Raw genomic sequence first — 26,154 nt, forward strand, 5'->3', positions numbered from 1 at the left:
TAATCCTATAAGAAAGCTCGCTGCCTAAGCGGGCTTTTTTCTGCTTTCCTTGGAGGTGGAGCAATTGCCGGACCATTATTATTCACGAAAGCCCAAAACTGAAAGTGATCCAAAGTATTGGGATTATACCTTGAGGAATTTCCGCTTTCGCTTTAAATCGGATAGTGGAGTGTTTTCAAAAAATGAAGTTGATTTTGGCTCGAGGCTTCTCATAGAAACATTTACTTTGCCGGAAGTTCAAGGTCCGCTCCTGGATGTAGGCTGTGGATATGGGCCGATTGGCCTTTCCCTCGCCAAACAGTTTCCGGATCGAACAGTTCATATGGTAGATGTGAATGAACGTGCATTGGAGCTTTCTGAGGAAAATGCGAGAGCCAACGGGGTGGAAAACGCGGTTATATATGAGAGTGACCGGCTTTTAGGTGTAGAGATGAGCAGTTTTGCAGCGATTGTCACCAACCCGCCAATTCGCGCGGGCAAAAAAACGGTCCATGATATTTTTGAACAGAGCAAGGAAAAGTTAGCGGCAGACGGTGAACTCTGGGTCGTGATCCAGAAAAAGCAAGGAGCGCCATCTGCTTTGGAAAAGCTCAAAAGCCTATTCGGAGAAGTTGAAGTGGTCGAAAAAGACAAGGGTTATTTCATTATCAGAGCTAAAAATATTTGACTCGAAAATGTCCCTATGTTAACATTATAAAATGCCATCATCGTAACTTCATTACTATCCCCGATTGTCAAGGTTTTTTTGCAAACAAAACGGTTTTTTTCACTAGGAAAGAAATTTTTGTTTGTATAAAAACGGTATAGGAAGGAAAAGATGACAAAATAATAAGGGAAAATGTGAGAATTGTGGTTTTTGAATGAGAAAACCCTTTTTCTTTTTTTGTCTGTGGCGGGACAACTGTCCGGCAGCGGACATGAAATAGATTTACACTACTTGATTTGAGGGGTGAATCAGTTGACAGGTCAACTAGTTCAGTATGGACGACACCGCCAGCGAAGAAGCTACGCGCGAATCAGTGAAGTTTTAGAATTACCAAATTTAATTGAAATCCAAACCTCTTCTTATCAATGGTTTCTTGATGAGGGATTGCGTGAAATGTTCCAGGATATTTCACCGATTGAAGACTTTACTGGTAACCTTTCACTGGAATTTATTGATTACAGCCTTGGCGACCCGAAGTATGCGGTTGAGGAATCAAAAGAGCGGGATGTAACGTTTTCCGCGCCATTGCGTGTGAAGGTGCGTCTCGTTAATAAAGAAACAGGGGAAGTAAAAGACCAGGATGTTTTCATGGGTGATTTCCCGCTTATGACCGAAACAGGCACATTCGTCATCAATGGCGCGGAGCGTGTTATCGTATCCCAGCTCGTGCGCTCACCGAGCGTATATTACAGCGGGAAATTAGATAAGAACGGGAAAAAAGGGTTTACAGCAACCGTTATTCCGAACCGTGGCGCATGGCTTGAGTATGAGACCGACGCCAAGGATGTTGTATACGTAAGGATCGATCGTACCAGGAAGCTGCCAGTTACGGTTCTTTTGCGTGCACTTGGGTTCGGCTCTGATCAAGAAATCATCGACCTAATTGGGGACAATGAGTACTTGCGCAACACACTTGAAAAAGACAACACAGACAGTATTGAAAAAGCGTTGCTGGAAATATACGAAAGGCTTCGCCCGGGCGAACCGCCAACAGTAGAAAATGCAAAGAGCTTGCTAGTTTCCCGGTTCTTTGACCCAAAACGCTATGATCTTGCAAGTGTTGGACGCTACAAAATTAATAAGAAGCTTCATATTAAAAACCGTTTGTTCGGTTCCCGTTTAGCTGAAGCACTGGTGGATCCTGAAACAGGAGAAATCATTGCGGAAGCGGGAACGCTGCTTGACAGGCGTAATCTTGATAGGATTATTCCTGCCCTCGAGAAAAATGTCAGCATGCACAGTTATACACCAGGGGGCAGTGTTGTAGAAGGCGATATCGTCCTGCAGGGAATTAAAATATTCGCTCCTTCCGATGATAACGAAAAGATTATCAATGTATTGAGCAATGCGTATGTTCCTGAACAGGTAAAGAACATCACACCTGCCGACATTATTGCTTCTATCAGTTATTTCTTTAACTTGCTCCATGGAGTGGGCGACACCGATGATATCGACCACCTTGGAAACCGTCGTTTGCGTTCTGTAGGGGAATTGCTGCAAAACCAATTCCGAATCGGTCTGTCAAGGATGGAACGGGTTGTCCGCGAAAGGATGTCTATCCAGGATACTGCAACCATCACTCCGCAACAGTTAATCAATATTCGTCCAGTTATTGCGTCCATAAAAGAGTTCTTTGGAAGCTCGCAGCTTTCCCAGTTCATGGACCAGACGAACCCGCTTGCGGAATTGACACATAAACGCCGTCTGTCTGCACTTGGGCCTGGCGGATTGACACGTGAGCGCGCAGGCTTTGAAGTCCGTGACGTTCATTACTCCCATTATGGGCGTATGTGTCCAATTGAGACTCCGGAAGGGCCGAACATTGGCTTAATCAACTCACTATCTTCCTTTGCAAAAGTGAACAAGTTTGGCTTTATTGAAACGCCTTACCGCCGTGTCGACCCCGAAACAGGAAAAGTTACCGACCGGATCGACTATCTGACTGCGGATGAAGAAGATCTATATGTTGTAGCCCAGGCGAATGCGCGCCTCGATGACGACGGGACATTCCTTGACCCAGATATCGTTGCCCGATTCAAAGGTGAAAACACTGTCGTTCCAAGGGAACGTATTGATTACATGGACGTTTCGCCTAAACAGGTTGTTTCTGCGGCGACCGCTTGTATCCCATTCCTTGAGAACGATGACTCGAACCGTGCCCTCATGGGGGCAAACATGCAGCGACAGGCAGTTCCACTATTGGAGCCGCAGTCCCCGATTGTTGGAACAGGGATGGAGCATGTTTCCGCAAAGGATTCGGGAGCTGCTGTTATTTGCAGGCATGAAGGGATTGTTGAGCACGTTGAAGCGCGCGAAGTATGGGTTCGCCGTGTGAAGGAAATGGATGGCCAGGAAGTAAAAGGCGACCTGGATAAATACCGTATGCTGAAATTCATTCGTTCCAATCAGGGAACTTGCTATAACCAGCGCCCGATTGTATCTGTTGGCGACAGAGTTACCAAAGGAGAAATTCTGGCTGACGGGCCGTCGATGGAGAAAGGCGAACTGGCTCTTGGCCGTAACGTACTTGTCGCCTTCCTGAACTGGGATGGCTACAACTATGAGGATGCCATTATCATGAGTGAACGCCTTGTAAAGGATGATGTGTATACTTCCATCCACATTGAGGAATATGAATCCGAGTCCCGGGATACAAAGCTTGGACCGGAAGAGATTACACGTGATATCCCGAATGTCGGTGAAGATGCACTCCGCAACCTTGATGAGCGGGGAATAATCCGTACCGGGGCTGAAGTGAAAGATGGGGATCTGTTGGTCGGTAAAGTTACTCCTAAAGGTGTAACTGAACTGACTGCCGAAGAGCGTCTGCTTCATGCCATTTTCGGCGAAAAGGCACGGGAAGTAAGGGATACGTCACTCCGTGTTCCGCACGGCGGCGGCGGAATTGTCCTTGATGTTAAAGTGTTCAACCGGGAAGATGGAGATGAGCTTCCACCGGGAGTCAATCAGCTTGTCCGTGTCTACATTGTTCAGAAGCGTAAGATTTCTGAAGGTGATAAGATGGCAGGACGCCATGGTAACAAAGGGGTTATCTCGCGTGTCCTTCCTGAAGAAGACATGCCATACTTGCCAGATGGCACTCCGGTTGATATTATGCTTAACCCGCTTGGCGTTCCATCCCGTATGAACATCGGACAGGTGCTTGAGCTTCACCTTGGAATGGCAGCAAGGGCGCTCGGTATTCATGTTGCTTCACCGGTATTCGATGGAGCAACAGAAGAGGACGTCTGGGATACAATTGAAGAAGCCGGTATGGCGCGTGATGCGAAAACTGTCCTTTATGACGGTCGCACAGGAGAACCATTTGACAACCGGATTTCTGTCGGAGTTATGTACATGATCAAGCTTGCGCACATGGTTGATGATAAGCTTCATGCCCGTTCGACAGGTCCATACTCGCTTGTTACTCAGCAGCCTCTTGGCGGTAAAGCGCAGTTCGGCGGACAGCGTTTCGGAGAGATGGAAGTTTGGGCGCTTGAGGCATATGGGGCAGCCTATACGCTTCAGGAAATCCTTACAGTCAAATCTGATGATGTTGTTGGCCGTGTGAAAACGTATGAAGCCATCGTAAAAGGCGAGAACGTCCCGGAACCTGGTGTTCCTGAGTCATTCAAAGTATTGATTAAAGAGCTTCAGAGCCTTGGACTAGATGTTAAGATCTTGTCCGGTGATGAAGAAGAAATAGAAATGCGCGATTTGGAAGACGATGATGAAATGCAGCAAGTAGATACATTGACAATCGCACCTGAATCGCAAAGCCTCGAATCGGAAAAAGTAGGCTCGAAAGAGTAATTTCATAGCCGGACGGGGCGCGGGATTAGCGCTCCGATTTACGGCTATGTCTAGCTACAGGGTAAAACCTGGAGATTAAAAGGGAGGTAGGCCCCTTGCTGGATGTTAATAATTTTGAGTATATGAAAATCGGCCTTGCATCACCAGACAAGATTCGTTCTTGGTCCTTTGGTGAAGTTAAAAAGCCGGAAACCATCAACTATCGTACATTAAAGCCAGAAAAAGACGGCCTTTTCTGCGAAAGAATTTTCGGACCGACTAAGGACTGGGAATGCCATTGCGGAAAATATAAGCGCGTCCGATATAAGGGAGTCGTCTGTGACCGATGCGGCGTTGAAGTGACCCGCGCGAAAGTCCGCCGTGAACGGATGGGCCATATTGAGCTTGCAGCACCTGTTTCCCACATTTGGTATTTCAAGGGAATCCCGAGCAGGATGGGACTTGTACTTGACATGTCACCACGTGCGCTCGAAGAAATCATTTACTTTGCTTCTTATGTCGTTACTGAGTCAGGGGATACTGCCCTTGAAAAGAAGCAACTGTTGTCTGAAAGAGAATACCGCGCATATCGGGAAAAGTACGGCAATAAGTTTCAAGCCTCTATGGGTGCAGAAGCAATCCGTAAACTCCTTCACGATATCGACTTGAACAAAGAGGCGGATTCGCTTAAAGAAGAATTGAAAACGGCTCAGGGCCAGCGCAGGACACGGGCGATTAAGCGCCTGGAGGTAATTGAAGCTTTCCGTGGATCGGGGAATGATCCATCATGGATGGTTCTTGAAGTTCTTCCTGTTATCCCGCCAGAACTGCGCCCGATGGTCCAGCTTGATGGCGGACGTTTTGCGACTTCCGACCTGAATGATTTGTATCGCCGGGTCATTAACCGGAACAACCGGCTAAAACGGCTTCTTGACCTTGGTGCTCCAAGCATCATCGTCCAGAATGAAAAGCGGATGCTTCAGGAAGCTGTCGATGCCTTGATTGATAATGGCCGCCGCGGCCGCCCTGTTACAGGACCAGGCAACCGTCCATTGAAATCACTTTCACATATGCTTAAGGGTAAGCAAGGACGATTCCGTCAAAACCTGCTTGGAAAGCGTGTTGACTATTCCGGCCGTTCCGTTATCGTTGTTGGTCCCAACTTGAAGATGTACCAGTGCGGACTTCCAAAGGAAATGGCATTAGAATTGTTTAAGCCTTTTGTCATGAAAGAGCTTGTTGAAAAGGGCCTTGCCCACAATATCAAGTCAGCGAAGCGAAAAATAGAAAGGGTCCAGCCTGAAGTGTGGGATGTCCTCGAAGATGTCATCCGCGAGCACCCGGTTTTATTAAACCGTGCCCCGACCCTTCACAGGCTTGGAATCCAGGCGTTCGAGCCGACACTTGTTGAAGGGCGTGCAATCCGTCTTCACCCGCTCGTCTGTACTGCTTACAACGCAGACTTCGACGGTGACCAAATGGCTGTACACGTCCCGCTTTCAGCCGAAGCTCAAGCAGAGGCAAGGCTTCTTATGCTTGCAGCCCAGAACATCCTTAACCCTAAAGATGGCAAGCCTGTTGTAACCCCTTCCCAGGATATGGTTTTAGGGAACTACTACCTGACTTTGGAACGTGAAGGTGCAATCGGCGAAGGGATGATCTTTAAAGATACGAATGAAGCGCTAATTGCTTACCAGAATGGCTACGTCCATCTGCATACACGAGTAGCTGTCCATGCGGGCTCGCTTCATAACGAGACATTTACTGAAGAGCAGAATCAGCAGCTGCTTCTGACAACTGTCGGGAAACTCATTTTCAATGAAATTTTGCCAAAATCGTTCCCTTACATCAATGAACCGACAAAGCATAATCTTCAAGTGAAAACACCGGAGATTTACTTTGTGGAAAAGGGTGCCGATATTCCGGCGAAAATCAAGGAAATGCCGTTAGTTGAGCCGTTCAAGAAAAAAATTCTTGGAAATATTATTGCTGAAGTGTTCAAGCGCTTCAAAATTACTGAAACGTCTAAAATGCTTGATCGCATGAAAGATCTTGGTTTCAAATATTCGACAAGAGCAGGCATTACCGTCGGCGTATCGGATATCGTTGTCCTTGCTGAAAAGGAAGAAATTCTCAAGGATGCACAGAGCAAAGTCGATAATGTCCAAAAGCAGTTCAGGCGTGGTTTAATTACCGAAGATGAACGTTATGACCGGGTTATTTCAATCTGGAGCCAGGCTAAGGATACTATTCAAGGCAAACTGATGCAGTCCTTGAGTAATATGAACCCAATCTTCATGATGAGTGATTCGGGAGCGCGTGGTAACGCGTCCAACTTCACACAGCTCGCCGGTATGCGTGGTCTGATGGCAAACCCGGCCGGACGAATTATCGAATTGCCGATCAAATCGTCCTTCCGAGAAGGTTTGACCGTTTTGGAATACTTTATTTCCACACACGGTGCGCGTAAAGGTCTTGCTGATACAGCCCTTAAAACAGCTGACTCAGGATACCTTACCCGCCGACTCGTTGACGTTGCCCAGGATGTTATTGTCCGGGATGACGATTGTGGAACAGACCGCGGTCTGTTAATTCGGGCCCTCAAGGATGGAACAGAGGTTATCGAACCATTGGAAGAACGTCTAATCGGCCGCTATGCCCGACGGAATATCAAGCATCCGGAAACAGGCGAAATCATCGTAGCTGAAAACGATCTGATTACTGAGGATTTGTCTGTTGAGATTATTAAGGCAGGCATTGAAGAAGTAACCATTCGTTCGGCATTCACATGTAATACCCGCCATGGTGTATGTAAGAAGTGTTACGGGCGCAACTTGGCAACCGGACAGGAAGTCGAAGTTGGCGAAGCGGTCGGAATTATTGCCGCACAGTCCATCGGGGAACCTGGAACACAGCTTACAATGCGTACGTTCCATACAGGCGGTGTAGCGGGTGACGATATCACTCAAGGTTTGCCGCGTATCCAGGAATTGTTTGAAGCGCGGAACCCGAAAGGCCAGGCAGTAATTGCTGAGCTTGAAGGGGTCGTAGTCGGCATCAACGAAGGCCGTGACCGCCAGCAGGAAATCGTTGTCCAGGGAGAGGTCGAATCAAGGACCTATACTGCTCCGTATACTGCAAGACTGAAGGTAGCTGTAAATGATAAGGTAGAACGGGGACAGGAACTGACAGAAGGTTCCATCGATCCGAAGGAACTTTTGAAGGTAACAGATGTTGGAACCGTTCAGGAATACTTGCTTCGTGAAGTACAAAAGGTATACCGGATGCAGGGTGTTGAAATTGGCGATAAGCACATCGAGGTAATGGTGCGCCAGATGCTACGCAAAATCAGAATCATCGATGCCGGTGAAACAGATGTCCTGCCAGGCATGCTTCTCGATATCCACCAGTTTAAGGATGCGAATGAAAAAGCCTTGCTAAGCGGCAAAATGCCTGCAACAGGCCGTCCGGTTCTGCTCGGTATTACGAAGGCTTCTCTTGAAACAGATTCTTTCCTATCTGCTGCATCCTTCCAGGAAACGACGCGAGTTCTTACAGACGCTGCCATCAAAGGCAAGCGGGATGAACTGCTCGGCCTGAAGGAAAACGTCATTATCGGAAAGTTGATTCCAGCAGGTACTGGCATGCAGCGCTACCGTAAAGCAGAGCCAGTCCTCCGTGAGGAAGAGGGCATTACAATCGAATAAGAAGAGTGGAAATTGGATGACTTTTTGATTCCTAAAATACACATGAATCTTATTCTTACCAACCGGCATCAGCCATCATGGCTGGTGCCGGATTTTTAAAAAAACATAAGCGGAAAATTAGTAAGATTAGTTGACATCCACTAGTCGCGGTGGTAATATAGCAAAGGTGCTCCTATTTACCTGTAAACTTTGGAGGATATGTGCTATGTCTTATGATAAAGTAACGCAGGCCGGGAAAATCCTGATAGGAACAAAACAGGCAGTCAGAGCACTCGAAGACGGAAGTGCCAAAGAACTGGTTGTCGCTGCTGACGCTGATCCGAAAATGACAGTAGCAGCAGTTGAACTGGCTCAAAAACTTGGTATACCGGTGCTGAAGGTCGATTCGATGAAAAAACTCGGAAAGGCAAGCGGCATTAAAGTCGGAACCTCGGCTGTCGCCATAATCCGTTAAAAACTGTTTTTGCAGATGCTGCTGCAAGAACTTTGTTTTTGCCAAAAAAAGAACCACCTGGATGTGTGGGTCTACCAAAAGTCGTGAAGGGAGGAAAAAACATGCCTACAATTAACCAATTAGTGCGCAAGCCTCGTAAATCCACAGAGGAAACATCAAAATCACCTGCGCTTAATAAGGGTTACAACAGCTTTAAAAAATCTCAAACAAACGTAACATCACCTCAAAAACGCGGAGTTTGCACCCGTGTTGGTACGATGACACCGAAGAAGCCGAACTCGGCACTTCGTAAATACGCTCGTGTGCGCTTGACTAACGGGATTGAGGTAACTGCGTACATTCCTGGTATTGGCCACAACCTTCAAGAGCACAGTGTTGTTCTGATCCGTGGCGGCCGTGTGAAAGACTTACCGGGTGTTCGTTACCACATCGTACGTGGAGCGCTTGATACGGCTGGTGTAAACAACCGTATGCAAGGACGTTCAAAATACGGTACGAAGCGCCCTAAAGCAGCTAAAAAATAATGATTTCATTCTAAATAGAAGCTTTTTTGAAAGGAGGAAAAAATATGCCTCGTAAAGGTCCTGTTGCAAAAAGAGACGTATTGCCGGATCCACTTTACAATTCGAAGCTAGTTACCCGCCTGATCAACAAAATGATGATCGACGGTAAAAGAGGTACTTCTCAGGCAATTCTTTATAACGCGTTTGACATCATTCGTGAGCGTACTGGTAAAGAGCCAATGGAAGTTTTTGATGCAGCATTGAAGAATATTATGCCTGTTCTTGAAGTTAAAGCACGCCGTGTAGGTGGTGCGAACTACCAAGTTCCAGTAGAGGTGCGTCCTGACCGCCGTACGACTCTAGGTCTTCGCTGGTTGGTTAACTATTCCCGCCTTCGCGGTGAAAAGACAATGGAACAGCGTCTTGCAGCTGAAATTATGGATGCTGCAAACAACAGCGGAGCATCTGTCAAGAAGCGTGAAGACACACATAAAATGGCAGAAGCCAACAAAGCATTCGCACACTACCGCTGGTAGAATTAAAAGCGGAAGTACCCGTTTAGCGGCGTAAGGCCTGGAGCACTCCGAGTGAGATAAAGGAAACACGATGAACGAAGTAAATCGATGTTGACTTATCGTAAGGAGGAGAGCGAAGGACTCTAGACGCTGGGTACTGCAGCTGGATAATTGAAAGTGGAAGTACCCGTTTAGGCGGGCGATGCGGTAAGACAAGCTATATAATCCTGCGCCAGGCAGCTTGCCTGGCTTCAGGCACCCGTTGGTACATAGCTGCCGGACGGATATTTAAATCACTCACACAAGGAAGGAGAAAGACCCAATGGCTAGAGAGTTCTCCTTGGAAAATACTCGTAATATTGGCATTATGGCCCATATTGATGCGGGGAAAACAACCACCACAGAACGTATCCTTTACTATACAGGACGCATTCATAAACTTGGTGAAACCCACGAGGGCGGAGCCCAAATGGACTGGATGGAACAGGAGCAAGAGCGAGGGATCACAATCACTTCCGCTGCAACAACTGCTTCATGGAAGGATCACCGTGTAAACATCATTGACACGCCAGGACACGTAGACTTCACAGTTGAGGTAGAACGTTCACTGCGTGTACTTGATGGTGCTGTTACTGTTCTAGATGCCCAATCCGGCGTTGAGCCACAAACAGAAACTGTATGGCGCCAGGCAACTACTTATGGCGTTCCGAGGATTGTATTTGTTAACAAAATGGATAAGATTGGTGCAGACTTCCTTTACTCCGTAGGCACTTTGCGTGAACGCCTACAAGCGAATGCACATCCAATCCAGCTTCCAATTGGTGCGGAAGACAAATTCGAAGGAATCATTGATCTTGTAGAAATGAAAGCTACATTCTACGGAAATGATTTGGGTACAGATGTCGAGGTCCGTGACATTCCAGAAGAGTACCTCGCACAGGCTGAAGAATATCGTGAAAAGTTAATTGAAGCGATTGCTGAGCTTGACGAAGAACTCATGGAAAAATACCTTGGCGGAGAAGAGCTTTCAATTGAAGAAATCAAAGCTGCCATCCGTAAGGGCACACTTTCTGTTGAATTCTTCCCTGTTCTTTGCGGTACTGCGTTTAAGAACAAAGGTGTTCAGCTAATGCTTGATGCGGTAATCGACTATCTTCCAGCTCCGACTGATGTTGCTGCAATCAATGGACATGTTCCAGGTGATGAAGAAGACACGATCGAAAAACACGCAGATGACGAAGAACCATTCGCGGCTCTTGCGTTTAAGGTTATGACTGACCCATATGTTGGTAAACTAACGTTCTTCCGTGTTTACTCCGGTACGTTGGAATCTGGATCCTATGTCCAGAACTCCACTAAAGGAAAGCGTGAACGAATTGGACGTATCCTGCAAATGCATGCAAACAGCCGCCAGGAAATCTCTAAGGTATACGCTGGAGACATCGCTGCTGCAGTAGGTCTAAAAGATACTTCTACAGGAGATACTCTTTGTGATGACAAGAGTCCAGTTATTCTTGAGTCCATGAAGTTCCCTGAGCCGGTTATCCAGCTTTCTGTTGAGCCTAAGTCAAAAGCAGACCAGGATAAAATGGCAACTGCATTGCAAAAGCTTCAGGAAGAGGATCCAACATTCCGCGCGCATACTGACCAGGAAACTGGACAGGTTATCATCGCGGGTATGGGTGAGCTTCACTTGGATGTCCTTGTAGACCGGATGCGCCGTGAGTTCAGGGTAGAAGCAAACGTGGGTGCCCCACAGGTTGCCTACCGCGAAACATTCCGCGGCTCTGCTCAGGTTGAAGGGAAATTTGCCCGTCAATCCGGTGGACGTGGACAATACGGACACGTTTGGATTGAGTTCTCTCCAAACGAAGAAGGAAAAGGCTTTGAATTCCAAAATGGAATCGTTGGCGGTGTCGTTCCTCGTGAATACATCCCGGCTGTACAAGCTGGCCTCGAAGATGCCCTTGAGAGAGGCGTTCTTGCCGGCTATCCGTTAGTAGATATTAAAGCAAGACTCTTTGATGGTTCCTACCACGATGTTGACTCTTCTGAAATGGCCTTTAAGATTGCCGCTTCAATGGCTCTTAAAAATGCTGCTTCAAAGTGTAACCCGGTTATCCTTGAGCCGGTCATGAAGGTGGAAGTTGTAATTCCTGAAGAATATCTTGGAGATATCATGGGACAAATTACAGCACGCCGAGGCCGTGTTGAAGGTATGGATGCACGTGGGAACGCACAGGTTGTCCGTGCGATGGTTCCACTATCAGAAATGTTCGGTTATGCAACTGCCCTTCGTTCTGGCACACAGGGACGTGGAGTGTTCTCCATGCACTTTGACCATTATGAAGAAGTACCGAAATCAATCTCTGAAGAAATCATCAAAAAAAATAAAGGTGAATAATTGATTTTCACCTTTCAATCAAGTATAACTACTATGTAAGCAAAGCTAAGGATGTCTTGACATCCTTAGCCTCTAATAATACTTAACTTTTCTAATTTAAAGGAGGAAATCCTAATGGGTAAAGCTAAATTCGACCGTTCCAAGCCACACGTTAACATTGGAACAATCGGTCACGTTGACCATGGTAAAACAACTCTAACTGCAGCAATCACAACTGTCCTTGCAAAAGCAGGCGGCAGCGAAGCTCGCGGATATGATCAAATCGACAACGCTCCAGAAGAAAAAGAGCGTGGAATCACAATCTCTACTTCTCACGTAGAATACGAAACGGCTAACCGCCACTACGCGCACGTTGACTGCCCAGGTCACGCTGACTATGTTAAAAACATGATCACTGGCGCTGCTCAAATGGACGGCGGCATCCTTGTAGTATCTGCAACTGACGGCCCAATGCCACAAACTCGTGAGCACATCCTTCTTTCCCGTCAGGTAGGCGTTCCTTACCTTGTTGTTTTCATGAACAAGTGCGACATGGTAGACGACGAAGAACTACTTGAGCTTGTTGAAATGGAAATCCGTGACCTTCTGACTGAGTATGAGTTCCCTGGTGATGACACACCTGTTATCAAAGGTTCTGCTCTAAAAGCTCTTGAAGGTGAAGCGGATTGGGAAGCTAAAATCATGGAGCTTATGGAAGCTGTTGATTCCTATATCCCAACTCCAACTCGTGACACTGAAAAGCCATTCATGATGCCTGTTGAGGACGTATTCTCCATCACTGGCCGTGGAACAGTTGCAACTGGACGCGTAGAGCGCGGACAAGTTAAAGTTGGTGACATTGTTGAAATCGTTGGTTTCACTGAAGAGCCAAAATCTACAACTGTAACAGGCGTAGAAATGTTCCGTAAGCTTCTTGACTATGCTGAAGCTGGTGACAACATCGGTGCCCTTCTTCGCGGTGTATCCCGTGAAGAAATCGAGCGTGGACAAGTTTTGGCTAAGCCAAAGTCCATCACTCCACACACTAAGTTCAAAGCGGAAGTTTATGTTTTGTCTAAAGAAGAAGGTGGACGTCATACTCCATTCTTCACGAACTACCGCCCACAATTCTATTTCCGTACTTCTGACATTACAGGTATCTGTAATCTTCCAGAAGGCGTAGAAATGGTTATGCCTGGCGACAACATCGAAATGTCAGTTGAGCTTATCGCTCCAGTTGCGATCGAAGAAGGAACTAAGTTCTCAATTCGTGAAGGCGGCCGTACAGTAGGCGCTGGCGTTGTTGCTTCTATCGTTGGTTAATTAAACAAACAGAAAGCGGATGGGTGACGACCCATCCGCTTTTTTTATTTGTTTAGGAAACAACCAGGCGCCGATCTTTTATAAATGAATGTGGGTTCCTTCAGTGTTTGAAAAATAAAAGGAGGATTTTCGCTTAAATCGGGAAATGCCCATATTTCCCTTAAAATAAGAGGAGTTTTTCCGTCTATCTCCTTCAAATTATTAGATTTTACCTTATCTAGAGTCCATAAGGGGAAATTCTACGTTTATATTTGCCATTTATGCCCCTTTTAATAAAATAGAAGGAATTTCTCCGCTTAAATATGCATGCGAATCCATAAGCATCCACCACCATGCTTTTTTTAGCTTATTATGTAGAATGTGATGATTTCTGTTTTTATCCGGAATCCAACCGACAAAATCCGAGTTTCTTCTATATAATTTGCTACTCATTATTTGGTCACTGGGTTTCATCCGAAGTCACCAATATATGTAAATGAATAAACCGTTGCAATAAGGGCTTAGGGCCGCTATAATATTAAAAGTGTGCGAAACATAAAAAACTCCTGAATGTTATTGCGTTCAGATTGTGTTTTATGTATAATAGACAATGTTGGTCTTTGACTGCGATGATGTGAGAGGTTGCTGACACACCCGGCCGCTTTGCCATGGCGAGTGTGGCAGGAGATTTTCACGGAGAATGTCTATTTTTAAAATAGGCGAAAAGGAGGGAAAAATAATGGCAAAACAAAAAATTCGTATCCGTTTAAAAGCGTATGATCACAGGATTCTAGATCAGTCTGCTGAAAAAATTGTGGAAACAGCCAAGCGTTCAGGTGCGGCGGTATCAGGTCCAATTCCGTTGCCCACTGAAAAAGCGATTTACACAATCCTTCGTGCGGTGCACAAGTACAAAGATTCTCGTGAACAATTCGAGATGCGTACCCACAAACGTCTGATCGACATTGTGAACCCAACTCCACAAACAGTTGATTCACTCATGCGTTTAGACTTGCCGTCCGGCGTCGATATCGAAATTAAACTATAACATCATAAAATCATTTTATTCAGGAGGTGTGACGAATGACCAAAGGAATCTTAGGAAGAAAGATTGGTATGACTCAAGTATTTGCAGAGAACGGCAACTTAATCCCTGTAACAGTTATTGAGGCAGCTGCCAACGTTGTCCTTCAAAAGAAAACCGTTGAAACGGACGGTTACGAAGCTGTCCAGATCGGTTTTGAAGATAAGCGTGAAAAGCTTGCCAACAAGCCTGAAAAGGGACATGTTGCAAAAGCAAATACTGCTCCTAAGCGCTTCGTTCGCGAATTCCGCGGAGTAGACTTGGCAGCATATGAAGTTGGTCAGGAAGTCAAAGTTGATATTTTTGCAGAAGGCGACATCGTCGATGTAACCGGAGTATCTAAAGGTAAAGGATTCCAAGGCTCAATCAAGCGCCATGGACAATCCCGCGGCCCTATGTCTCACGGTTCACGCTACCACCGCCGCCCAGGTTCAATGGGTCCAGTTGCTCCTAACCGTGTTTTCAAAGGCAAAGCATTGCCTGGACAAATGGGTGGGGACACTGTTACGGTTCAAAACCTTGAAATCGTAAAAGTGGACACTGAACGTAACCTTCTACTTGTAAAAGGCAATGTGCCTGGACCAAGAAAAGCATTAATTAAAATTAAAAGTGCGTTAAAAGCATAAGGAATTCGTAAGAAAGGAGGAACAAAGGAATGCCTAAAGTAGCATTATTTAACCAAAACGGTTCCCAAGTTGGGGAAATCGAACTTAATGATACAGTTTTCGGCATTGAGCCAAACCAGCATGTGCTTTTCGAAGCAATCTTGATGCAAAGGGCGTCAATGCGCCAGGGAACTCACAAAACAAAAATCCGTTCTGAAGTAGCCGGCGGCGGACGCAAGCCGTGGAGACAAAAAGGAACAGGCCGCGCGCGCCAGGGATCAATCCGTTCACCACAATGGAAAGGCGGCGGAATTGTTTTCGGTCCAGTACCACGCAGCTATAGCTATAAATTGCCAAGGAAAGTACGTCGCCTTGCAATTAAATCAGCTCTATCTACAAAGGTCCAGGAAGAAAACATTCTGGTTCTTGAAAGCCTCGCTTTCGATGCGCCAAAAACGAAAGACTTCGTAAATGTCCTTAAAGGACTTTCCGTAGAAAAGAAAGCACTTGTTGTCACTGCTGACCTTGATGAAAATGTAGCTTTGTCTGCAAGGAACATTCCTGGCATTACAGTTGTATCAGCCAACGGCATCAGCGTGTTGGATGTCATCAACCATGACAAGCTGATCATGACGAAAGCAGCAGTTGAAAAAGTAGAGGAGGTGCTTGCATAATGGATGCACGCGATGTCATTAAGCGCCCCGTTATTACTGAACGTTCTACAGATATGATGGCTGAAAAGAAATATACGTTCGAAGTTGACGTAAGAGCCAATAAAACACAAGTAAAAGACGCTGTTGAAAAAATCTTTGGCGTTGATGTTGATAAAGTAAACATCATGAACTACAAAGGTAAATTCAAGCGCATGGGCAAGTTTGGCGGATACACAAACAAACGCCGCAAAGCGATTGTTAAGCTGACTGCCGACAGCAAAGAAATCGAAATTTTTGAATCCTAGAATTTAACTAGAAGAGGAGGGAATAGAAATGGCGATTAAAAAGTATAAACCTACCTCTAACGGTCGTCGCGGAATGACTGTTCTTGATTTTGCTGAAATCACTACAGATACTCCAGAAAAGTCTTTGTTGGCTCCGCTGACAAGAAAAGGCGGCCGTAACAACCAGGGTAGAATAACTGTTCGTCATCAAGGTGGCGGCCATAAGCGTCAATATCGTTTAATCGATTTTAAACGCGACAAAGATGGCATTCCAGGACGCGTTGCCACTATCGAATATGATCCAAACCGTTCTGCAAATATTGCACTAATCAACTATGTGGATGGAGAAAAACGTTACATTCTAGCTCCTAAAAACCTTAAGGTTGGCATGGAAGTAATGTCAGGACCTGAAGCTGATATCAAAACAGGAAATGCGCTTCCACTTGCAAACATACCTGTAGGTACAGTTGTCCACAATATTGAATTGAAACCAGGAAAAGGCGGCCAATTGGTCCGTTCAGCAGGTACATCTGCACAGGTTCTTGGTAAAGAAGGTAAATACGTACTCGTACGTTTAAACTCCGGTGAAGTACGCATGATCCTTGCTACTTGCCGCGCGTCAATCGGCCAGGTTGGCAATGAGCAGCACGAACTTGTAAACATTGGTAAAGCAGGCCGTTCCCGCTGGTTAGGCAAGCGCCCTACAGTCCGCGGATCTGTTATGAACCCGAACGATCACCCGCATGGTGGTGGTGAAGGACGTACTCCAATCGGACGTAAATCTCCAGTATCACCATGGGGTAAGCCAACACTTGGACGCAAAACACGCAAGAAAAAGAATAAGTCCGATAAATTCATTATACGACGCCGTAAAAAATAACGTGATTGAACTACGGTTCAATGTTCGAACCGTAGAACGGTCTCGAAGGGAGGTACCCTCATGGGTCGCAGTTTGAAAAAAGGACCTTTTGTTGATGATCATCTATTGAAAAAGGTCGAAAATCTTGGTGCTGACAGTAAACGTGTAATTAAAACATGGTCACGCCGTTCAACAATTTTCCCACAATTCATCGGCCACACAATTGCTGTGTACGATGGACGTAAGCATGTACCTGTATACATCAGTGAAGACATGGTAGGACACAAGCTTGGAGAATTCGCTCCAACTCGTGCTTATAGAGGCCATGGCAGTGACGATAAGAAAACCAGACGTTAATGAGAGGAGGGCATCACACCATGCAAGCTAAAGCTGTTGCAAGAACAGTCCGTATTGCTCCTCGTAAAGCTCGTTTAGTCGTAGACCTTATTCGAGGTAAGCAAGTTGGTGAAGCGGTGGCAATTTTAACATTGACTCCGAAAGCTGCTTCTCCAATCGTTGAAAAAGTATTGAAATCCGCTATGGCAAACGCAGAGCACAATTATGAGATGGACGTTAACAACCTTGTGGTTGAACAGGCATATGTTGACGAAGGTCCAACCATGAAGCGTTTCCGCCCGCGTGCACAAGGCCGCGCGAGTGCAATCAACAAGCGCACAAGCCATATTACAATCGTTTTATCAGAAAAGAAGGAGGGATAATTAGTGGGTCAAAAAGTAAATCCAACCGGTTTGCGTATCGGGATTATCAAAGACTGGGAATCGAAATGGTACGCAGGTAAAGACTTTGCTGATCTTCTTCATGAAGACATTAAGATTCGTGAATACATTCAGAAGCGCCTAAAAGACGCATCTGTATCAAAAGTAGAAATTGAACGCGCTGCTAACCGTGTAAACGTTACTGTCCACACTGCTAAGCCAGGTATGGTAATCGGAAAAGGCGGTACAGAGGTTGAAGCACTTCGCAAAGCGTTGAACCAACTTACTGGCAAGCGTGTCCACATTAATATCCTTGAAATCAAAAGAGCTGACATGGATGCGAAGCTTGTTGCTGAAAACATCGCTCGTCAATTAGAAAACCGCGTATCTTTCCGCCGTGCTCAAAAGCAAGTTATCCAACGTGCAATGCGCGCAGGTGCGAAAGGTATTAAAACAATGGTATCCGGCCGTCTTGGCGGTGCTGATATCGCTCGTTCTGAACACTATAGCGAAGGAACTGTTCCCCTTCATACTCTTCGTGCAGACATCGATTATGGAACTGCAGAAGCGGATACAACTTACGGCAAGCTTGGCGTAAAGGTTTGGATCTACAAGGGTGAAGTCCTTCCAACTAAGAAGAAAACCGAGGAAGGAGGCAAATAATCATGTTATTGCCTAAGCGTGTAAAATACCGCCGTGTACACCGTGGAAAAATGCGCGGTCAAGCAAAAGGCGGAACTGAAGTAACTTTTGGTGAATTCGGTTTGCAGGCAACTGAAGCCTCCTGGATCACCAACCGCCAGATCGAAGCTGCTCGTATTGCAATGACTCGTTATATGAAGCGTGGCGGTAAAGTTTGGATTAAAATTTTCCCTCACAAGCCATTTACTGCAAAGCCTCTTGAGGTGCGGATGGGTTCCGGTAAAGGTGCTCCGGAAGGCTGGGTAGCGGTTGTCAAACCAGGCAGGATCATGTTTGAAATCGCTGGCGTTTCCGAAGAAGTAGCACGTGAGGCGCTCCGTCTCGCAGCCCACAAACTTCCAGTTAAGTGCAAGTTTGTAAAACGAGAAGAAATTGGTGGTGAATCAAATGAAAGCTAATGAACTTCGTGACCTAACCACTGCCGAATTAGAACAAAAAGTTAAATCATTAAAGGAAGAATTATTCAACCTTCGCTTTCAATTGGCGACTGGACAGCTTGAAAACACTGCCCGCATCAGGGAAGTGCGCAAGTCGATCGCCCGCATGAAAACTGTTGTCCGTGAAAGAGAAATCGGCGTTAACAATCGATAATTGAGAGGAGGTCCGCATAATGAGCGAACGCAATCAACGCAAAGTTTACACCGGACGCGTGGTTTCCGACAAAATGGATAAGACTGTCACTGTTGTAGTCGAAACACACAAAAAGCATCCTCTTTACGGTAAACGCGTTAAATACTCTAAAAAGTTCAAGGCACATGATGAGCAAAATCAGGCAAAAATCGGTGATATTGTCCGCATCATGGAAACTCGCCCACTATCAGCTACAAAACGCTTCCGCTTAGTAGAAGTGATTGAAAAAGCAGTTATTATTTAATTGTTCGGATAAGCTTTCATCCGAAGGGAGGTTACACGCATGATTCAACAGGAAACACGTTTAAAAGTTGCTGACAACTCAGGTGCACGTGAAGTTCTGACAATTAAAGTGCTTGGTGGCTCTGGCCGTAAGACTGCCAATATTGGCGATGTGATCGTCTGCACAGTGAAACAAGCAACACCAGGTGGCGTTGTCAAAAAAGGTGACATTGTAAAAGCTGTTATCGTACGAACTAAAACCGGCGCGCGCCGCCCGGACGGTACTTACATTAAGTTTGACGAAAACGCATGTGTAATTATCCGTGATGACAAGAGCCCACGTGGAACACGTATTTTCGGACCGGTTGCCCGCGAACTTCGTGACAGCAACTTTATGAAAATCATTTCTCTTGCTCCAGAAGTACTTTAATTAGCAGCACTTGAAATAAACCAATCTTAAATGCCTTTAAGGAGGTGCGCACAGATGCACGTAAAAAAAGGTGACAAAGTAATGGTCATCTCTGGCAAGGATAAAGGCAAAACAGGAACGATCCTCGAAGCTTATCCTAAACAAAACCGTGTCCTTGTAGAGGGAGTCAACATCGTTAAGAAGCATTCCAAGCCTTCTCAAGCGAATCCCCAGGGTGGCATCAATAGCCAGGAAGCACCTGTCCATGTATCGAACGTTATGCCAATCGACAAGTCCGGAAAACCTAGCCGTGTAGGCTACAAAACAGTTGATGGCAAAAAAGTACGCGTTACAAAATCCGGTGAAGTATTAGATAAATAGTTCATGAAGAAGGGAGGTACAATAGATGAACCGCCTAAAGGAAAAGTATGTTAAAGAGATTACTCCTGCTCTAGTGAGCAAGTTCAACTATAAATCTGTTATGCAGGTTCCTAAAGTAGATAAAATCGTAGTAAACATGGGTGTTGGCGATGCTGTCGCAAACGCGAAAGCACTTGACAATGCTGTTGAAGAACTAACAATCATCACTGGCCAAAAGCCGGTTGTCACTCGTGCTAAAAACTCTATCGCGGGCTTCCGCCTTCGTGAAGGAATGCCAATCGGTGCGAAAGTAACTTTGCGCGGTAAACGCATGTATGATTTCCTCGACAAATTAATTTCAGTCTCTCTGCCACGGGTACGTGACTTCCGCGGAATCTCCAAGAAAGCATTTGATGGACGCGGTAACTACACTCTTGGTGTGAAAGAACAATTGATCTTCCCTGAAATTGATTACGATAAAGTAAGCAAGGTTCGTGGTATGGATATCGTTATCGTTACGACGGCCAACACTGATGAAGAAGCACGTGAACTTTTAACTCAGTTTGGAATGCCGTTCCAAAAGTAATCTGAAAATAAGGGAGGCGAAAACGTGGCAAAAAAGTCAATGATTGCGAAGCAAAAACGCACGCCTAAATACAAGGTTCAAGAGTATACCCGCTGCGAGCGCTGTGGACGTCCACACTCTGTATACCGCAAATTTAAGCTTTGCCGTATTTGTTTCCGTGAATTAGCATACAAAGGCCAGATTCCTGGTGTGAAAAAAGCAAGCTGGTAAAACCCAAGTCTGGGAAGGAGGTAAATATAAATGGTCATGACAGATCCAATTGCAGATATGCTTACCCGCATTCGTAATGCGAACATGGTTCGCCACGAAAAGCTGGAAGTACCTGCTTCCAATATCAAAAAAGAAATCGCAGAAATCCTGAAACGTGAAGGGTTCGTGCGTGATGTAGAAATGATTGAAGACAACAAGCAGGGCATCATTCGTATCTTCTTGAAATACGGTGCCAACAACGAGCGCGTTATCACTGGCCTGAAGCGAATCAGCAAGCCTGGTCTTCGCGTTTATGCAAAATCAACAGAAGTGCCTCGTGTTTTGAACGGCCTTGGCATAGCCCTCGTATCGACTTCTCAAGGTGTCGTTACTGACAAAGAAGCTCGTGCAAAGCAAATCGGCGGAGAAGTATTAGCATACGTCTGGTAAGAAGTTTTTGAATGAATGGAGGTGCACTAAATGTCTCGTATAGGGAAAAAACCGATCGAAATTCCAGCAGGAGTTACGGTTACTCTAGATGAAAACACTGTTACAGTTAAGGGACCTAAAGGCGAATTGGTTCGTTCTTTCAGCCCTGAAATCACTATTGTGGTAGAAGATAATACCATTACGATTACACGCCCTTCCGATGTGAAGGAAATCCGTGCTTTGCATGGTACAACACGCTCAATCCTAGCTAACATGGTTGAAGGTGTATCCAAGGGCTTCGAAAAAAGCCTGGAACTAGTTGGGGTTGGTTACCGTGCGTCTAAGCAAGGTGCCAAGCTTGTACTCAACGTAGGATACTCTCATCCAGTTGAAATTGAAGCTGAAAAAGGCCTTGAAGTTGAAGTGCCTTCAAATACAAAAATAACTGTTAGAGGTTTCGACAAAGAACGTGTCGGAGCACTTGCTGCAAACATCCGCGGTATCCGTCCTCCAGAGCCTTACAAAGGCAAAGGGATTCGTTATGAAGGCGAAGTTGTCCGTCGTAAGGAAGGTAAAAAAGGTAAGTAAAGCCGCATAGTAATACGAAAGGAGTGACGTAAATGATTACGAAGCTTGACAAAAACGTGAGCCGTAAAAAAAGGCACGCACGCGTCCGTTCGAAACTAAGCGGAACTGCAGCCCGTCCGCGTCTGAATGTGTTTCGTTCAAACAAACATATTTACGCTCAGTTAATTGACGATGTTAACGGAGTTACTCTTGTGAGTGCTTCGACAATGGAAAAAGATTTCGGTCTTGACTCTTCCAATAATAAAGAAGCTGCGCAAAAGGTCGGAGAGCTCGTTGCAAAGCGTGGAGTCGAAAAAGGCATCACTTCAGTTGTCTTCGACCGCGGCGGATATCTGTACCATGGCCGCGTTCAGGCTCTTGCCGATGCTGCCCGCGAAAACGGCTTGCAATTTTAATAGACAAAGGAGGGACACACAAAGATGCGTCGCATTGATCCAAACAAACTTGAACTAGAAGAACGCGTAGTTACGATTAACCGTGTTGCGAAAGTTGTTAAAGGCGGACGCCGTTTCCGTTTTACTGCGCTTGTAGTAGTAGGCGATAAAAATGGCCATGTCGGCTTTGGCACCGGTAAAGCACAGGAAGTTCCTGATGCAATCCGTAAAGCTATTGAAGATGCAAAGAAAAACCTTGTTGCCGTACCAATGGTTGGAACAACAATTCCACATCAGGTACTTGGCCGCTTCGGAGCTGGAGAAATCCTTTTGAAGCCTGCTTATGAAGGTACAGGAGTTATCGCTGGCGGACCGGTCCGTGCGGTACTTGAGCTTGCGGGAATTTCTGATATTCTTTCAAAATCACTAGGAACCAACACGCCAATCAACGTGGTTCGTGCTACTATTGATGGCATTAAGCAGTTAAAGAGTGCCGAAGAAGTTGCGAAGTTGCGCGGAAAATCAGTAGAAGAACTGTTAGGATAAGGGAGGGAAATCACATGGCTAACAAATTGGAAATTACCCTCACTAAAAGCGTGATCGGCCGTCCCGAGGATCAGCGTGCAACAGTTAAAGCTCTTGGCTTGCGAAAAGTAAACCAGACAGTTGAGCAAGAAGACAATGCTGCTATCCGCGGAATGATCAACAAGGTTGCTCACCTTGTAACGGTTAAAGAACAATAATTGATTCATTCTTTCTTAAGGAGGTGCCCAAATGAAACTTCATGAATTAATGCCAGCAGAAGGCTCCCGTAAAGACCGCAAGCGTAAAGGCCGCGGTATCGGTTCCGGCAACGGAAAAACTGCAGGTAAAGGACATAAGGGTCAAAAAGCCCGTTCCGGCGGTGGCGTGCGTTTAGGTTTTGAAGGTGGACAAACACCTTTATTCCAACGATTGCCAAAGCGTGGTTTTACCAACATTAACCGCAAGGAATATGCAATTGTTAACCTGGATGCCCTGAACAGCTTTGAAGACGGTACAGAGGTTACTCCAGAACTTCTGATTGAAGCTGGCCTGGTCAGGAACGAAAAAGCAGGAATTAAGATTCTTGCCAAAGGGAACGTTGAGAAAAAATTGACTGTAAAAGCTCATAAATTTTCCTCTGCTGCCAAGGAAGCAATCGAAGCTGCCGGTGGAAACACTGAGGTGATTTAATGTTCCAGACAATCTCCAATTTTATGCGCGTGGGTGAAATTAGGAGCAAAATTCTATTCACCCTTTTGATGTTAATCGTCTTCCGACTTGGAACGTTTATACCAGTTCCAAACGTAAACGCCGATATTTTGGCAGCCCAAGACCAATTTAGTGTATTTGGAGTGCTAAATACATTTGGTGGCGGAGCTCTCAAAAACTTCTCCATTCTTGCTATGGGCATCATGCCTTACATCACCGCCTCGATCATCATCCAGCTTTTGCAAATGGATGTTGTTCCGAAGTTTACAGAGTGGTCAAAGCAAGGGGATGCCGGCAGAAGAAAACTGGCACAGTTTACTCGTTACTTTACCATTGTGCTTGGGTTCATCCAGGCGTTAGGTATGTCTTACGGGTTTAACAACATGACACAAAGCCAGTTAATTCAAAACCCTAACATTGGAACGTATCTGCTGATTGCAACCGTGCTGACAGCTGGTACAGCCTTCCTAATGTGGCTTGGCGAACAGATTACCGCAAAAGGTGTTGGAAACGGGATTTCCATTATCATCTTTGCGGGGATTGTCGCGGGAATTCCGACGACAATCAACCAGATTTATATCCAGCAGTTCCAAAATGCCGGAGATAAATTGTTTATCAACATCCTGACCGTCGTATTGATTGCTCTAGCTGTGATTGCCATTGTTGTCGGCGTTATCTATATTCAGCAGGCAGTCAGGAAAATTCCGATTCAGTATGCAAAAAGAATGACAGCAGGCCGTACGCCAGTCGGCGGGCAATCTACTCACATGCCGTTAAAAGTAAATGCGGCAGGGGTTATCCCGGTCATTTTTGCTGTTTCGTTTATTGTTACTCCAAAGACAATCGCATCCTTTTTTCCAACAAATGATGTGACTCTCTGGATTCAGCGTGTATTCGACTATACCCATCCAATTGGGATGGTGCTATATGCATCTTTGATTATCGCGTTTACGTATTTCTATGCGTTTATCCAGGTGAATCCTGAACAGGCCGCCGAAAATCTGCAGAAGCAGAGCGGTTATATTCCAGGAATCCGTCCAGGTAAAAGCACGCAGGAATACTTTACACGGGTACTTTACCGCCTGACGTTCGTCGGTGCGATTTTCTTGGCTGTTATCGCCGTGCTTCCAGTCTTATTCATCCAGTTTGCAAACCTGCCTCAGTCGGCGCAAATCGGCGGAACGAGCCTTTTAATTGTTGTTGGGGTAGCGTTGGAGACAATGAAGCAACTTGAAGCACAGTTGGTCAAGCGCCATTATAAAGGCTTTATCAAGTAAGAATGGTTTAGGGGACAGCTGTTCCCTAATACCATTAATCCCCAAGGGGGTAGACGCATGAACTTAGTATTAATGGGATTGCCTGGTGCCGGTAAAGGGACCCAGGCTGAAAAAATTGTAGAAAAGTATGGCATCCCGCATATTTCCACCGGAGATATGTTCCGCGCCGCGATGAAGGAAGGCACGGAATTGGGATTACAAGCAAAAGCATTCATGGATGAAGGGGCTCTCGTCCCTGATGAAGTGACAATTGGCATTGTTCGTGAGCGGTTAAGCAAGGGTGATTGCGAAAAAGGTTTTCTGCTGGACGGATTTCCAAGGACGGTTCCTCAGGCTGAAGCGCTTGAAAGTATGCTTAAAGAGCTGAACAAAAAAATTGACTATGTCCTTAATATTGAGGTCGATCAGTCCATTTTGATGGAACGCCTGACAGGCCGCCGTATTTGTAAAAACTGCGGTGCCACATACCACCTTGTTTTCAATCCTCCTTCGCGTGAAGGCTTATGTGATCGCTGTGGCAGCGAGCTCTACCAAAGAGCGGATGACAATGCTGAAACAGTGCAAAACAGGCTCGATGTGAACATCAAACAATCCAAGCCTTTGCTTGATTATTATTCTGAAAAGGGCTACTTGCGCAATATCGACGGCCAGCGTGAAATCTCTGCGGTTTTTGCTGACATTGAAGATTTGCTTGGGGGCTTGAATGAATGATCATTTGTAAAACGCCTCGTGAGCTGGAAATTATGCGGGAAGCGGGCAGGATCGTGGCATTGACCCATGAGGAATTGAAAAAACATATTACTCCTGGAATTACCACGAAGGAACTTGACCGTATTGCAGAAGAAATTATCCGCAAGCACGATGCGATTCCCTCTTTTAAAGGCTATAACGGTTTTACAGGAAGCATTTGCGCTTCAGTCAATGAAGAGCTCGTGCATGGCATACCGGGCGGCCGGGTTTTAAATGAAGGGGATATCATCAGCATCGACATCGGAGCCCAATACAACGGCTATCACGGTGACTCGGCCTGGACCTACGCTGTCGGCAAAATAGACGAAGAAACAGCACGTTTATTGGAAGTGACAGAACAATCCCTTTACAAAGGGCTTGAGGAGGCTAAACCAGGCGAGCGTCTCTCTAATATATCTCATGCTATACAGGTGTACGTGGAGGAAAACGGTTTTTCCATCGTGCGCGAGTATGTAGGGCACGGAGTAGGGCAAGACTTACATGAGGATCCCCAGGTTCCACATTACGGACCGCCCAATAAAGGCCCGCGGCTCAGGCCTGGAATGGTACTGGCAGTTGAACCGATGGTAAATGCGGGCAGCCGGTATGTAAAAACGCTGGCTGATGACTGGACAGTTGTAACATTTGACGGTAAGAATTGCGCCCACTTTGAACATACAATTGCAATCACGGAAACAGGCTTTGAGATCCTCACAAAACTGTGATGGCATCTCGCGTCCTGTACCCGGACAGCTTGCACTCGTAAAAGCGGACGCGAAACCGACCAATATGTTATAATTATAGGGTTGGTTGATGATCAATTTGTTCTGGTGGCTGATGGCGAAAAGCGATAAAGTAATCGT

32 protein-coding genes are annotated in these 26,154 nt (G+C 45.9%); all 32 read left to right on the plus strand.

Annotated features, from left to right (window positions below):
* Positions 1-64 precede the first annotated feature (64 nt).
* The 32 genes from D1B31_RS20130 to map all read left to right on the plus strand — a co-directional run bounded on the left by D1B31_RS20130 (position 65) and on the right by map (position 26,016).
* Positions 65-667 (plus strand): class I SAM-dependent methyltransferase, encoded by a 603-nt coding sequence (locus D1B31_RS20130; RefSeq protein ID WP_118923806.1) that lies wholly within the window; start codon positions 65-67, stop codon positions 665-667.
* Positions 668-958: 291 nt separating this feature from the next.
* On the plus strand, positions 959-4,519 hold the full coding sequence (gene rpoB / locus D1B31_RS20135; protein ID WP_118923808.1) for a DNA-directed RNA polymerase subunit beta: 3,561 nt from the start codon (positions 959-961) through the stop codon (positions 4,517-4,519).
* A 95-nt stretch (positions 4,520-4,614) separates the two neighbouring features.
* Positions 4,615-8,205, plus strand: a complete 3,591-nt coding sequence (rpoC, locus tag D1B31_RS20140; RefSeq protein WP_118923810.1) for a DNA-directed RNA polymerase subunit beta' — start codon at positions 4,615-4,617, stop codon at positions 8,203-8,205.
* Positions 8,206-8,410: 205 nt separating this feature from the next.
* The gene (locus tag D1B31_RS20145; protein WP_118923812.1) at positions 8,411-8,659 is read left to right on the plus strand and encodes a 50S ribosomal protein L7ae-like protein; all 249 of its coding nucleotides are present in this window, start codon (positions 8,411-8,413) and stop codon (positions 8,657-8,659) included.
* A 101-nt stretch (positions 8,660-8,760) separates the two neighbouring features.
* Positions 8,761-9,183 carry a 30S ribosomal protein S12 gene (rpsL, locus tag D1B31_RS20150; protein WP_118923814.1) on the plus strand — a complete coding sequence of 141 codons (423 nt, stop codon included), beginning with the start codon at positions 8,761-8,763 and terminating at the stop codon, positions 9,181-9,183.
* Between the two features lie 44 nt (positions 9,184-9,227).
* Positions 9,228-9,698 carry a 30S ribosomal protein S7 gene (gene rpsG / locus D1B31_RS20155; RefSeq protein ID WP_118923816.1) on the plus strand — a complete coding sequence of 157 codons (471 nt, stop codon included), beginning with the start codon at positions 9,228-9,230 and terminating at the stop codon, positions 9,696-9,698.
* A 301-nt stretch (positions 9,699-9,999) separates the two neighbouring features.
* Positions 10,000-12,081, plus strand: coding sequence for an elongation factor G (gene fusA, locus D1B31_RS20160; RefSeq protein WP_118923818.1), 2,082 nt, complete (start codon positions 10,000-10,002; stop codon positions 12,079-12,081).
* 114 nt (positions 12,082-12,195) lie between these two features.
* Positions 12,196-13,383 (plus strand): elongation factor Tu, encoded by a 1,188-nt coding sequence (gene tuf / locus D1B31_RS20165; protein ID WP_118923820.1) that lies wholly within the window; start codon positions 12,196-12,198, stop codon positions 13,381-13,383.
* Between the two features lie 718 nt (positions 13,384-14,101).
* Positions 14,102-14,410 (plus strand): 30S ribosomal protein S10, encoded by a 309-nt coding sequence (rpsJ, locus tag D1B31_RS20175; protein WP_118923915.1) that lies wholly within the window; start codon positions 14,102-14,104, stop codon positions 14,408-14,410.
* A gap of 35 nt (positions 14,411-14,445) precedes the next feature.
* Positions 14,446-15,072 carry a 50S ribosomal protein L3 gene (rplC, locus tag D1B31_RS20180; RefSeq protein WP_118923824.1) on the plus strand — a complete coding sequence of 209 codons (627 nt, stop codon included), beginning with the start codon at positions 14,446-14,448 and terminating at the stop codon, positions 15,070-15,072.
* Positions 15,073-15,101: 29 nt separating this feature from the next.
* The gene (rplD, locus tag D1B31_RS20185) at positions 15,102-15,725 is read left to right on the plus strand and encodes a 50S ribosomal protein L4 (RefSeq protein ID WP_118923826.1); all 624 of its coding nucleotides are present in this window, start codon (positions 15,102-15,104) and stop codon (positions 15,723-15,725) included.
* Positions 15,725-16,009 carry a 50S ribosomal protein L23 gene (gene rplW, locus D1B31_RS20190; RefSeq protein WP_118923828.1) on the plus strand — a complete coding sequence of 95 codons (285 nt, stop codon included), beginning with the start codon at positions 15,725-15,727 and terminating at the stop codon, positions 16,007-16,009. Before rplD ends, rplW begins: the two co-directional genes overlap by 1 nt.
* A gap of 28 nt (positions 16,010-16,037) precedes the next feature.
* Complete coding sequence (gene rplB / locus D1B31_RS20195) at positions 16,038-16,868, plus strand: 50S ribosomal protein L2 (protein WP_118923830.1); 831 nt, start codon at positions 16,038-16,040, stop codon at positions 16,866-16,868.
* Between the two features lie 60 nt (positions 16,869-16,928).
* Positions 16,929-17,204, plus strand: coding sequence for a 30S ribosomal protein S19 (gene rpsS / locus D1B31_RS20200; RefSeq protein WP_118923832.1), 276 nt, complete (start codon positions 16,929-16,931; stop codon positions 17,202-17,204).
* Between the two features lie 20 nt (positions 17,205-17,224).
* The gene (gene rplV / locus D1B31_RS20205) at positions 17,225-17,566 is read left to right on the plus strand and encodes a 50S ribosomal protein L22 (RefSeq protein ID WP_118923834.1); all 342 of its coding nucleotides are present in this window, start codon (positions 17,225-17,227) and stop codon (positions 17,564-17,566) included.
* A gap of 3 nt (positions 17,567-17,569) precedes the next feature.
* Entirely contained in the window at positions 17,570-18,226 is a 657-nt protein-coding gene (rpsC, locus tag D1B31_RS20210; RefSeq protein ID WP_118923836.1) for a 30S ribosomal protein S3, read from the plus strand.
* 2 nt (positions 18,227-18,228) lie between these two features.
* Entirely contained in the window at positions 18,229-18,663 is a 435-nt protein-coding gene (gene rplP / locus D1B31_RS20215) for a 50S ribosomal protein L16 (RefSeq protein ID WP_118923838.1), read from the plus strand.
* Entirely contained in the window at positions 18,653-18,856 is a 204-nt protein-coding gene (rpmC, locus tag D1B31_RS20220; protein ID WP_043931561.1) for a 50S ribosomal protein L29, read from the plus strand. Before rplP ends, rpmC begins: the two co-directional genes overlap by 11 nt.
* A gap of 19 nt (positions 18,857-18,875) precedes the next feature.
* Positions 18,876-19,139: a 30S ribosomal protein S17 gene (rpsQ, locus tag D1B31_RS20225; protein WP_118923840.1), complete on the plus strand. Its 264-nt coding sequence runs from the start codon at positions 18,876-18,878 to the stop codon at positions 19,137-19,139.
* A 39-nt stretch (positions 19,140-19,178) separates the two neighbouring features.
* A complete protein-coding gene (rplN, locus tag D1B31_RS20230; RefSeq protein ID WP_118923842.1) occupies positions 19,179-19,547 on the plus strand; it encodes a 50S ribosomal protein L14 in 369 nt (122 codons plus the stop codon).
* 54 nt (positions 19,548-19,601) lie between these two features.
* Entirely contained in the window at positions 19,602-19,907 is a 306-nt protein-coding gene (gene rplX, locus D1B31_RS20235) for a 50S ribosomal protein L24 (protein ID WP_118923844.1), read from the plus strand.
* A 25-nt stretch (positions 19,908-19,932) separates the two neighbouring features.
* Positions 19,933-20,472 carry a 50S ribosomal protein L5 gene (gene rplE, locus D1B31_RS20240; RefSeq protein ID WP_118923846.1) on the plus strand — a complete coding sequence of 180 codons (540 nt, stop codon included), beginning with the start codon at positions 19,933-19,935 and terminating at the stop codon, positions 20,470-20,472.
* A 24-nt stretch (positions 20,473-20,496) separates the two neighbouring features.
* Entirely contained in the window at positions 20,497-20,682 is a 186-nt protein-coding gene (gene rpsN, locus D1B31_RS20245; RefSeq protein ID WP_009499044.1) for a 30S ribosomal protein S14, read from the plus strand.
* Positions 20,683-20,712: 30 nt separating this feature from the next.
* Positions 20,713-21,111: a 30S ribosomal protein S8 gene (rpsH, locus tag D1B31_RS20250; RefSeq protein WP_118923848.1), complete on the plus strand. Its 399-nt coding sequence runs from the start codon at positions 20,713-20,715 to the stop codon at positions 21,109-21,111.
* Positions 21,112-21,141: 30 nt separating this feature from the next.
* On the plus strand, positions 21,142-21,678 hold the full coding sequence (gene rplF / locus D1B31_RS20255) for a 50S ribosomal protein L6 (protein WP_118923850.1): 537 nt from the start codon (positions 21,142-21,144) through the stop codon (positions 21,676-21,678).
* Positions 21,679-21,710: 32 nt separating this feature from the next.
* Positions 21,711-22,073 carry a 50S ribosomal protein L18 gene (gene rplR, locus D1B31_RS20260; protein ID WP_118923852.1) on the plus strand — a complete coding sequence of 121 codons (363 nt, stop codon included), beginning with the start codon at positions 21,711-21,713 and terminating at the stop codon, positions 22,071-22,073.
* A 24-nt stretch (positions 22,074-22,097) separates the two neighbouring features.
* Positions 22,098-22,598, plus strand: a complete 501-nt coding sequence (gene rpsE, locus D1B31_RS20265; RefSeq protein ID WP_118923854.1) for a 30S ribosomal protein S5 — start codon at positions 22,098-22,100, stop codon at positions 22,596-22,598.
* Between the two features lie 14 nt (positions 22,599-22,612).
* Positions 22,613-22,795, plus strand: a complete 183-nt coding sequence (gene rpmD, locus D1B31_RS20270) for a 50S ribosomal protein L30 (protein ID WP_118923856.1) — start codon at positions 22,613-22,615, stop codon at positions 22,793-22,795.
* Between the two features lie 31 nt (positions 22,796-22,826).
* Positions 22,827-23,267 (plus strand): 50S ribosomal protein L15, encoded by a 441-nt coding sequence (gene rplO / locus D1B31_RS20275; RefSeq protein ID WP_118923858.1) that lies wholly within the window; start codon positions 22,827-22,829, stop codon positions 23,265-23,267.
* Positions 23,267-24,562 (plus strand): preprotein translocase subunit SecY, encoded by a 1,296-nt coding sequence (gene secY / locus D1B31_RS20280; protein WP_118923860.1) that lies wholly within the window; start codon positions 23,267-23,269, stop codon positions 24,560-24,562. The genes rplO and secY overlap by 1 nt, the downstream gene beginning before the upstream one ends.
* 57 nt (positions 24,563-24,619) lie before the next feature.
* Complete coding sequence (locus D1B31_RS20285) at positions 24,620-25,273, plus strand: adenylate kinase (RefSeq protein WP_118923862.1); 654 nt, start codon at positions 24,620-24,622, stop codon at positions 25,271-25,273.
* The gene (map, locus tag D1B31_RS20290) at positions 25,270-26,016 is read left to right on the plus strand and encodes a type I methionyl aminopeptidase (RefSeq protein WP_118923864.1); all 747 of its coding nucleotides are present in this window, start codon (positions 25,270-25,272) and stop codon (positions 26,014-26,016) included. Before D1B31_RS20285 ends, map begins: the two co-directional genes overlap by 4 nt.
* Positions 26,017-26,154 lie beyond the last annotated feature (138 nt).

Origin of the sequence: Neobacillus notoginsengisoli (assembly GCF_003515685.1) — a bacterium.
In the GTDB taxonomy this organism is placed as follows: Bacteria; Bacillota; Bacilli; order Bacillales; family Cytobacillaceae; genus Bacillus_D; species Bacillus_D notoginsengisoli.

What these genes read in the sequence shown, in the direction of transcription:
- rplR (WP_118923852.1), top strand. Translation starts at nt 21,711, where the DNA reads ATGATTACGAAGCTTGACAAAAACGTGAGCCGTAAAAAAAGGCACGCA.
- rplN (WP_118923842.1), top strand. Translation starts at nt 19,179, where the DNA reads ATGATTCAACAGGAAACACGTTTAAAAGTTGCTGACAACTCAGGTGCA.
- D1B31_RS20145 (WP_118923812.1), top strand. Translation starts at nt 8,411, where the DNA reads ATGTCTTATGATAAAGTAACGCAGGCCGGGAAAATCCTGATAGGAACA.
- rpmD (WP_118923856.1), top strand. Translation starts at nt 22,613, where the DNA reads ATGGCTAACAAATTGGAAATTACCCTCACTAAAAGCGTGATCGGCCGT.
- rpsE (WP_118923854.1), top strand. Translation starts at nt 22,098, where the DNA reads ATGCGTCGCATTGATCCAAACAAACTTGAACTAGAAGAACGCGTAGTT.
- rpmC (WP_043931561.1), top strand. Translation starts at nt 18,653, where the DNA reads ATGAAAGCTAATGAACTTCGTGACCTAACCACTGCCGAATTAGAACAA.
- rplB (WP_118923830.1), top strand. Translation starts at nt 16,038, where the DNA reads ATGGCGATTAAAAAGTATAAACCTACCTCTAACGGTCGTCGCGGAATG.
- rplE (WP_118923846.1), top strand. Translation starts at nt 19,933, where the DNA reads ATGAACCGCCTAAAGGAAAAGTATGTTAAAGAGATTACTCCTGCTCTA.
- rplO (WP_118923858.1), top strand. Translation starts at nt 22,827, where the DNA reads ATGAAACTTCATGAATTAATGCCAGCAGAAGGCTCCCGTAAAGACCGC.
- fusA (WP_118923818.1), top strand. Translation starts at nt 10,000, where the DNA reads ATGGCTAGAGAGTTCTCCTTGGAAAATACTCGTAATATTGGCATTATG.
- rplD (WP_118923826.1), top strand. Translation starts at nt 15,102, where the DNA reads ATGCCTAAAGTAGCATTATTTAACCAAAACGGTTCCCAAGTTGGGGAA.
- rpsH (WP_118923848.1), top strand. Translation starts at nt 20,713, where the DNA reads ATGGTCATGACAGATCCAATTGCAGATATGCTTACCCGCATTCGTAAT.
- D1B31_RS20285 (WP_118923862.1), top strand. Translation starts at nt 24,620, where the DNA reads ATGAACTTAGTATTAATGGGATTGCCTGGTGCCGGTAAAGGGACCCAG.
- rpsL (WP_118923814.1), top strand. Translation starts at nt 8,761, where the DNA reads ATGCCTACAATTAACCAATTAGTGCGCAAGCCTCGTAAATCCACAGAG.
- rplF (WP_118923850.1), top strand. Translation starts at nt 21,142, where the DNA reads ATGTCTCGTATAGGGAAAAAACCGATCGAAATTCCAGCAGGAGTTACG.
- rplV (WP_118923834.1), top strand. Translation starts at nt 17,225, where the DNA reads ATGCAAGCTAAAGCTGTTGCAAGAACAGTCCGTATTGCTCCTCGTAAA.
- rpsG (WP_118923816.1), top strand. Translation starts at nt 9,228, where the DNA reads ATGCCTCGTAAAGGTCCTGTTGCAAAAAGAGACGTATTGCCGGATCCA.
- rplW (WP_118923828.1), top strand. Translation starts at nt 15,725, where the DNA reads ATGGATGCACGCGATGTCATTAAGCGCCCCGTTATTACTGAACGTTCT.
- secY (WP_118923860.1), top strand. Translation starts at nt 23,267, where the DNA reads ATGTTCCAGACAATCTCCAATTTTATGCGCGTGGGTGAAATTAGGAGC.
- rplP (WP_118923838.1), top strand. Translation starts at nt 18,229, where the DNA reads ATGTTATTGCCTAAGCGTGTAAAATACCGCCGTGTACACCGTGGAAAA.
- map (WP_118923864.1), top strand. Translation starts at nt 25,270, where the DNA reads ATGATCATTTGTAAAACGCCTCGTGAGCTGGAAATTATGCGGGAAGCG.
- rplC (WP_118923824.1), top strand. Translation starts at nt 14,446, where the DNA reads ATGACCAAAGGAATCTTAGGAAGAAAGATTGGTATGACTCAAGTATTT.
- rpsS (WP_118923832.1), top strand. Translation starts at nt 16,929, where the DNA reads ATGGGTCGCAGTTTGAAAAAAGGACCTTTTGTTGATGATCATCTATTG.
- rplX (WP_118923844.1), top strand. Translation starts at nt 19,602, where the DNA reads ATGCACGTAAAAAAAGGTGACAAAGTAATGGTCATCTCTGGCAAGGAT.
- tuf (WP_118923820.1), top strand. Translation starts at nt 12,196, where the DNA reads ATGGGTAAAGCTAAATTCGACCGTTCCAAGCCACACGTTAACATTGGA.
- rpsQ (WP_118923840.1), top strand. Translation starts at nt 18,876, where the DNA reads ATGAGCGAACGCAATCAACGCAAAGTTTACACCGGACGCGTGGTTTCC.
- rpsJ (WP_118923915.1), top strand. Translation starts at nt 14,102, where the DNA reads ATGGCAAAACAAAAAATTCGTATCCGTTTAAAAGCGTATGATCACAGG.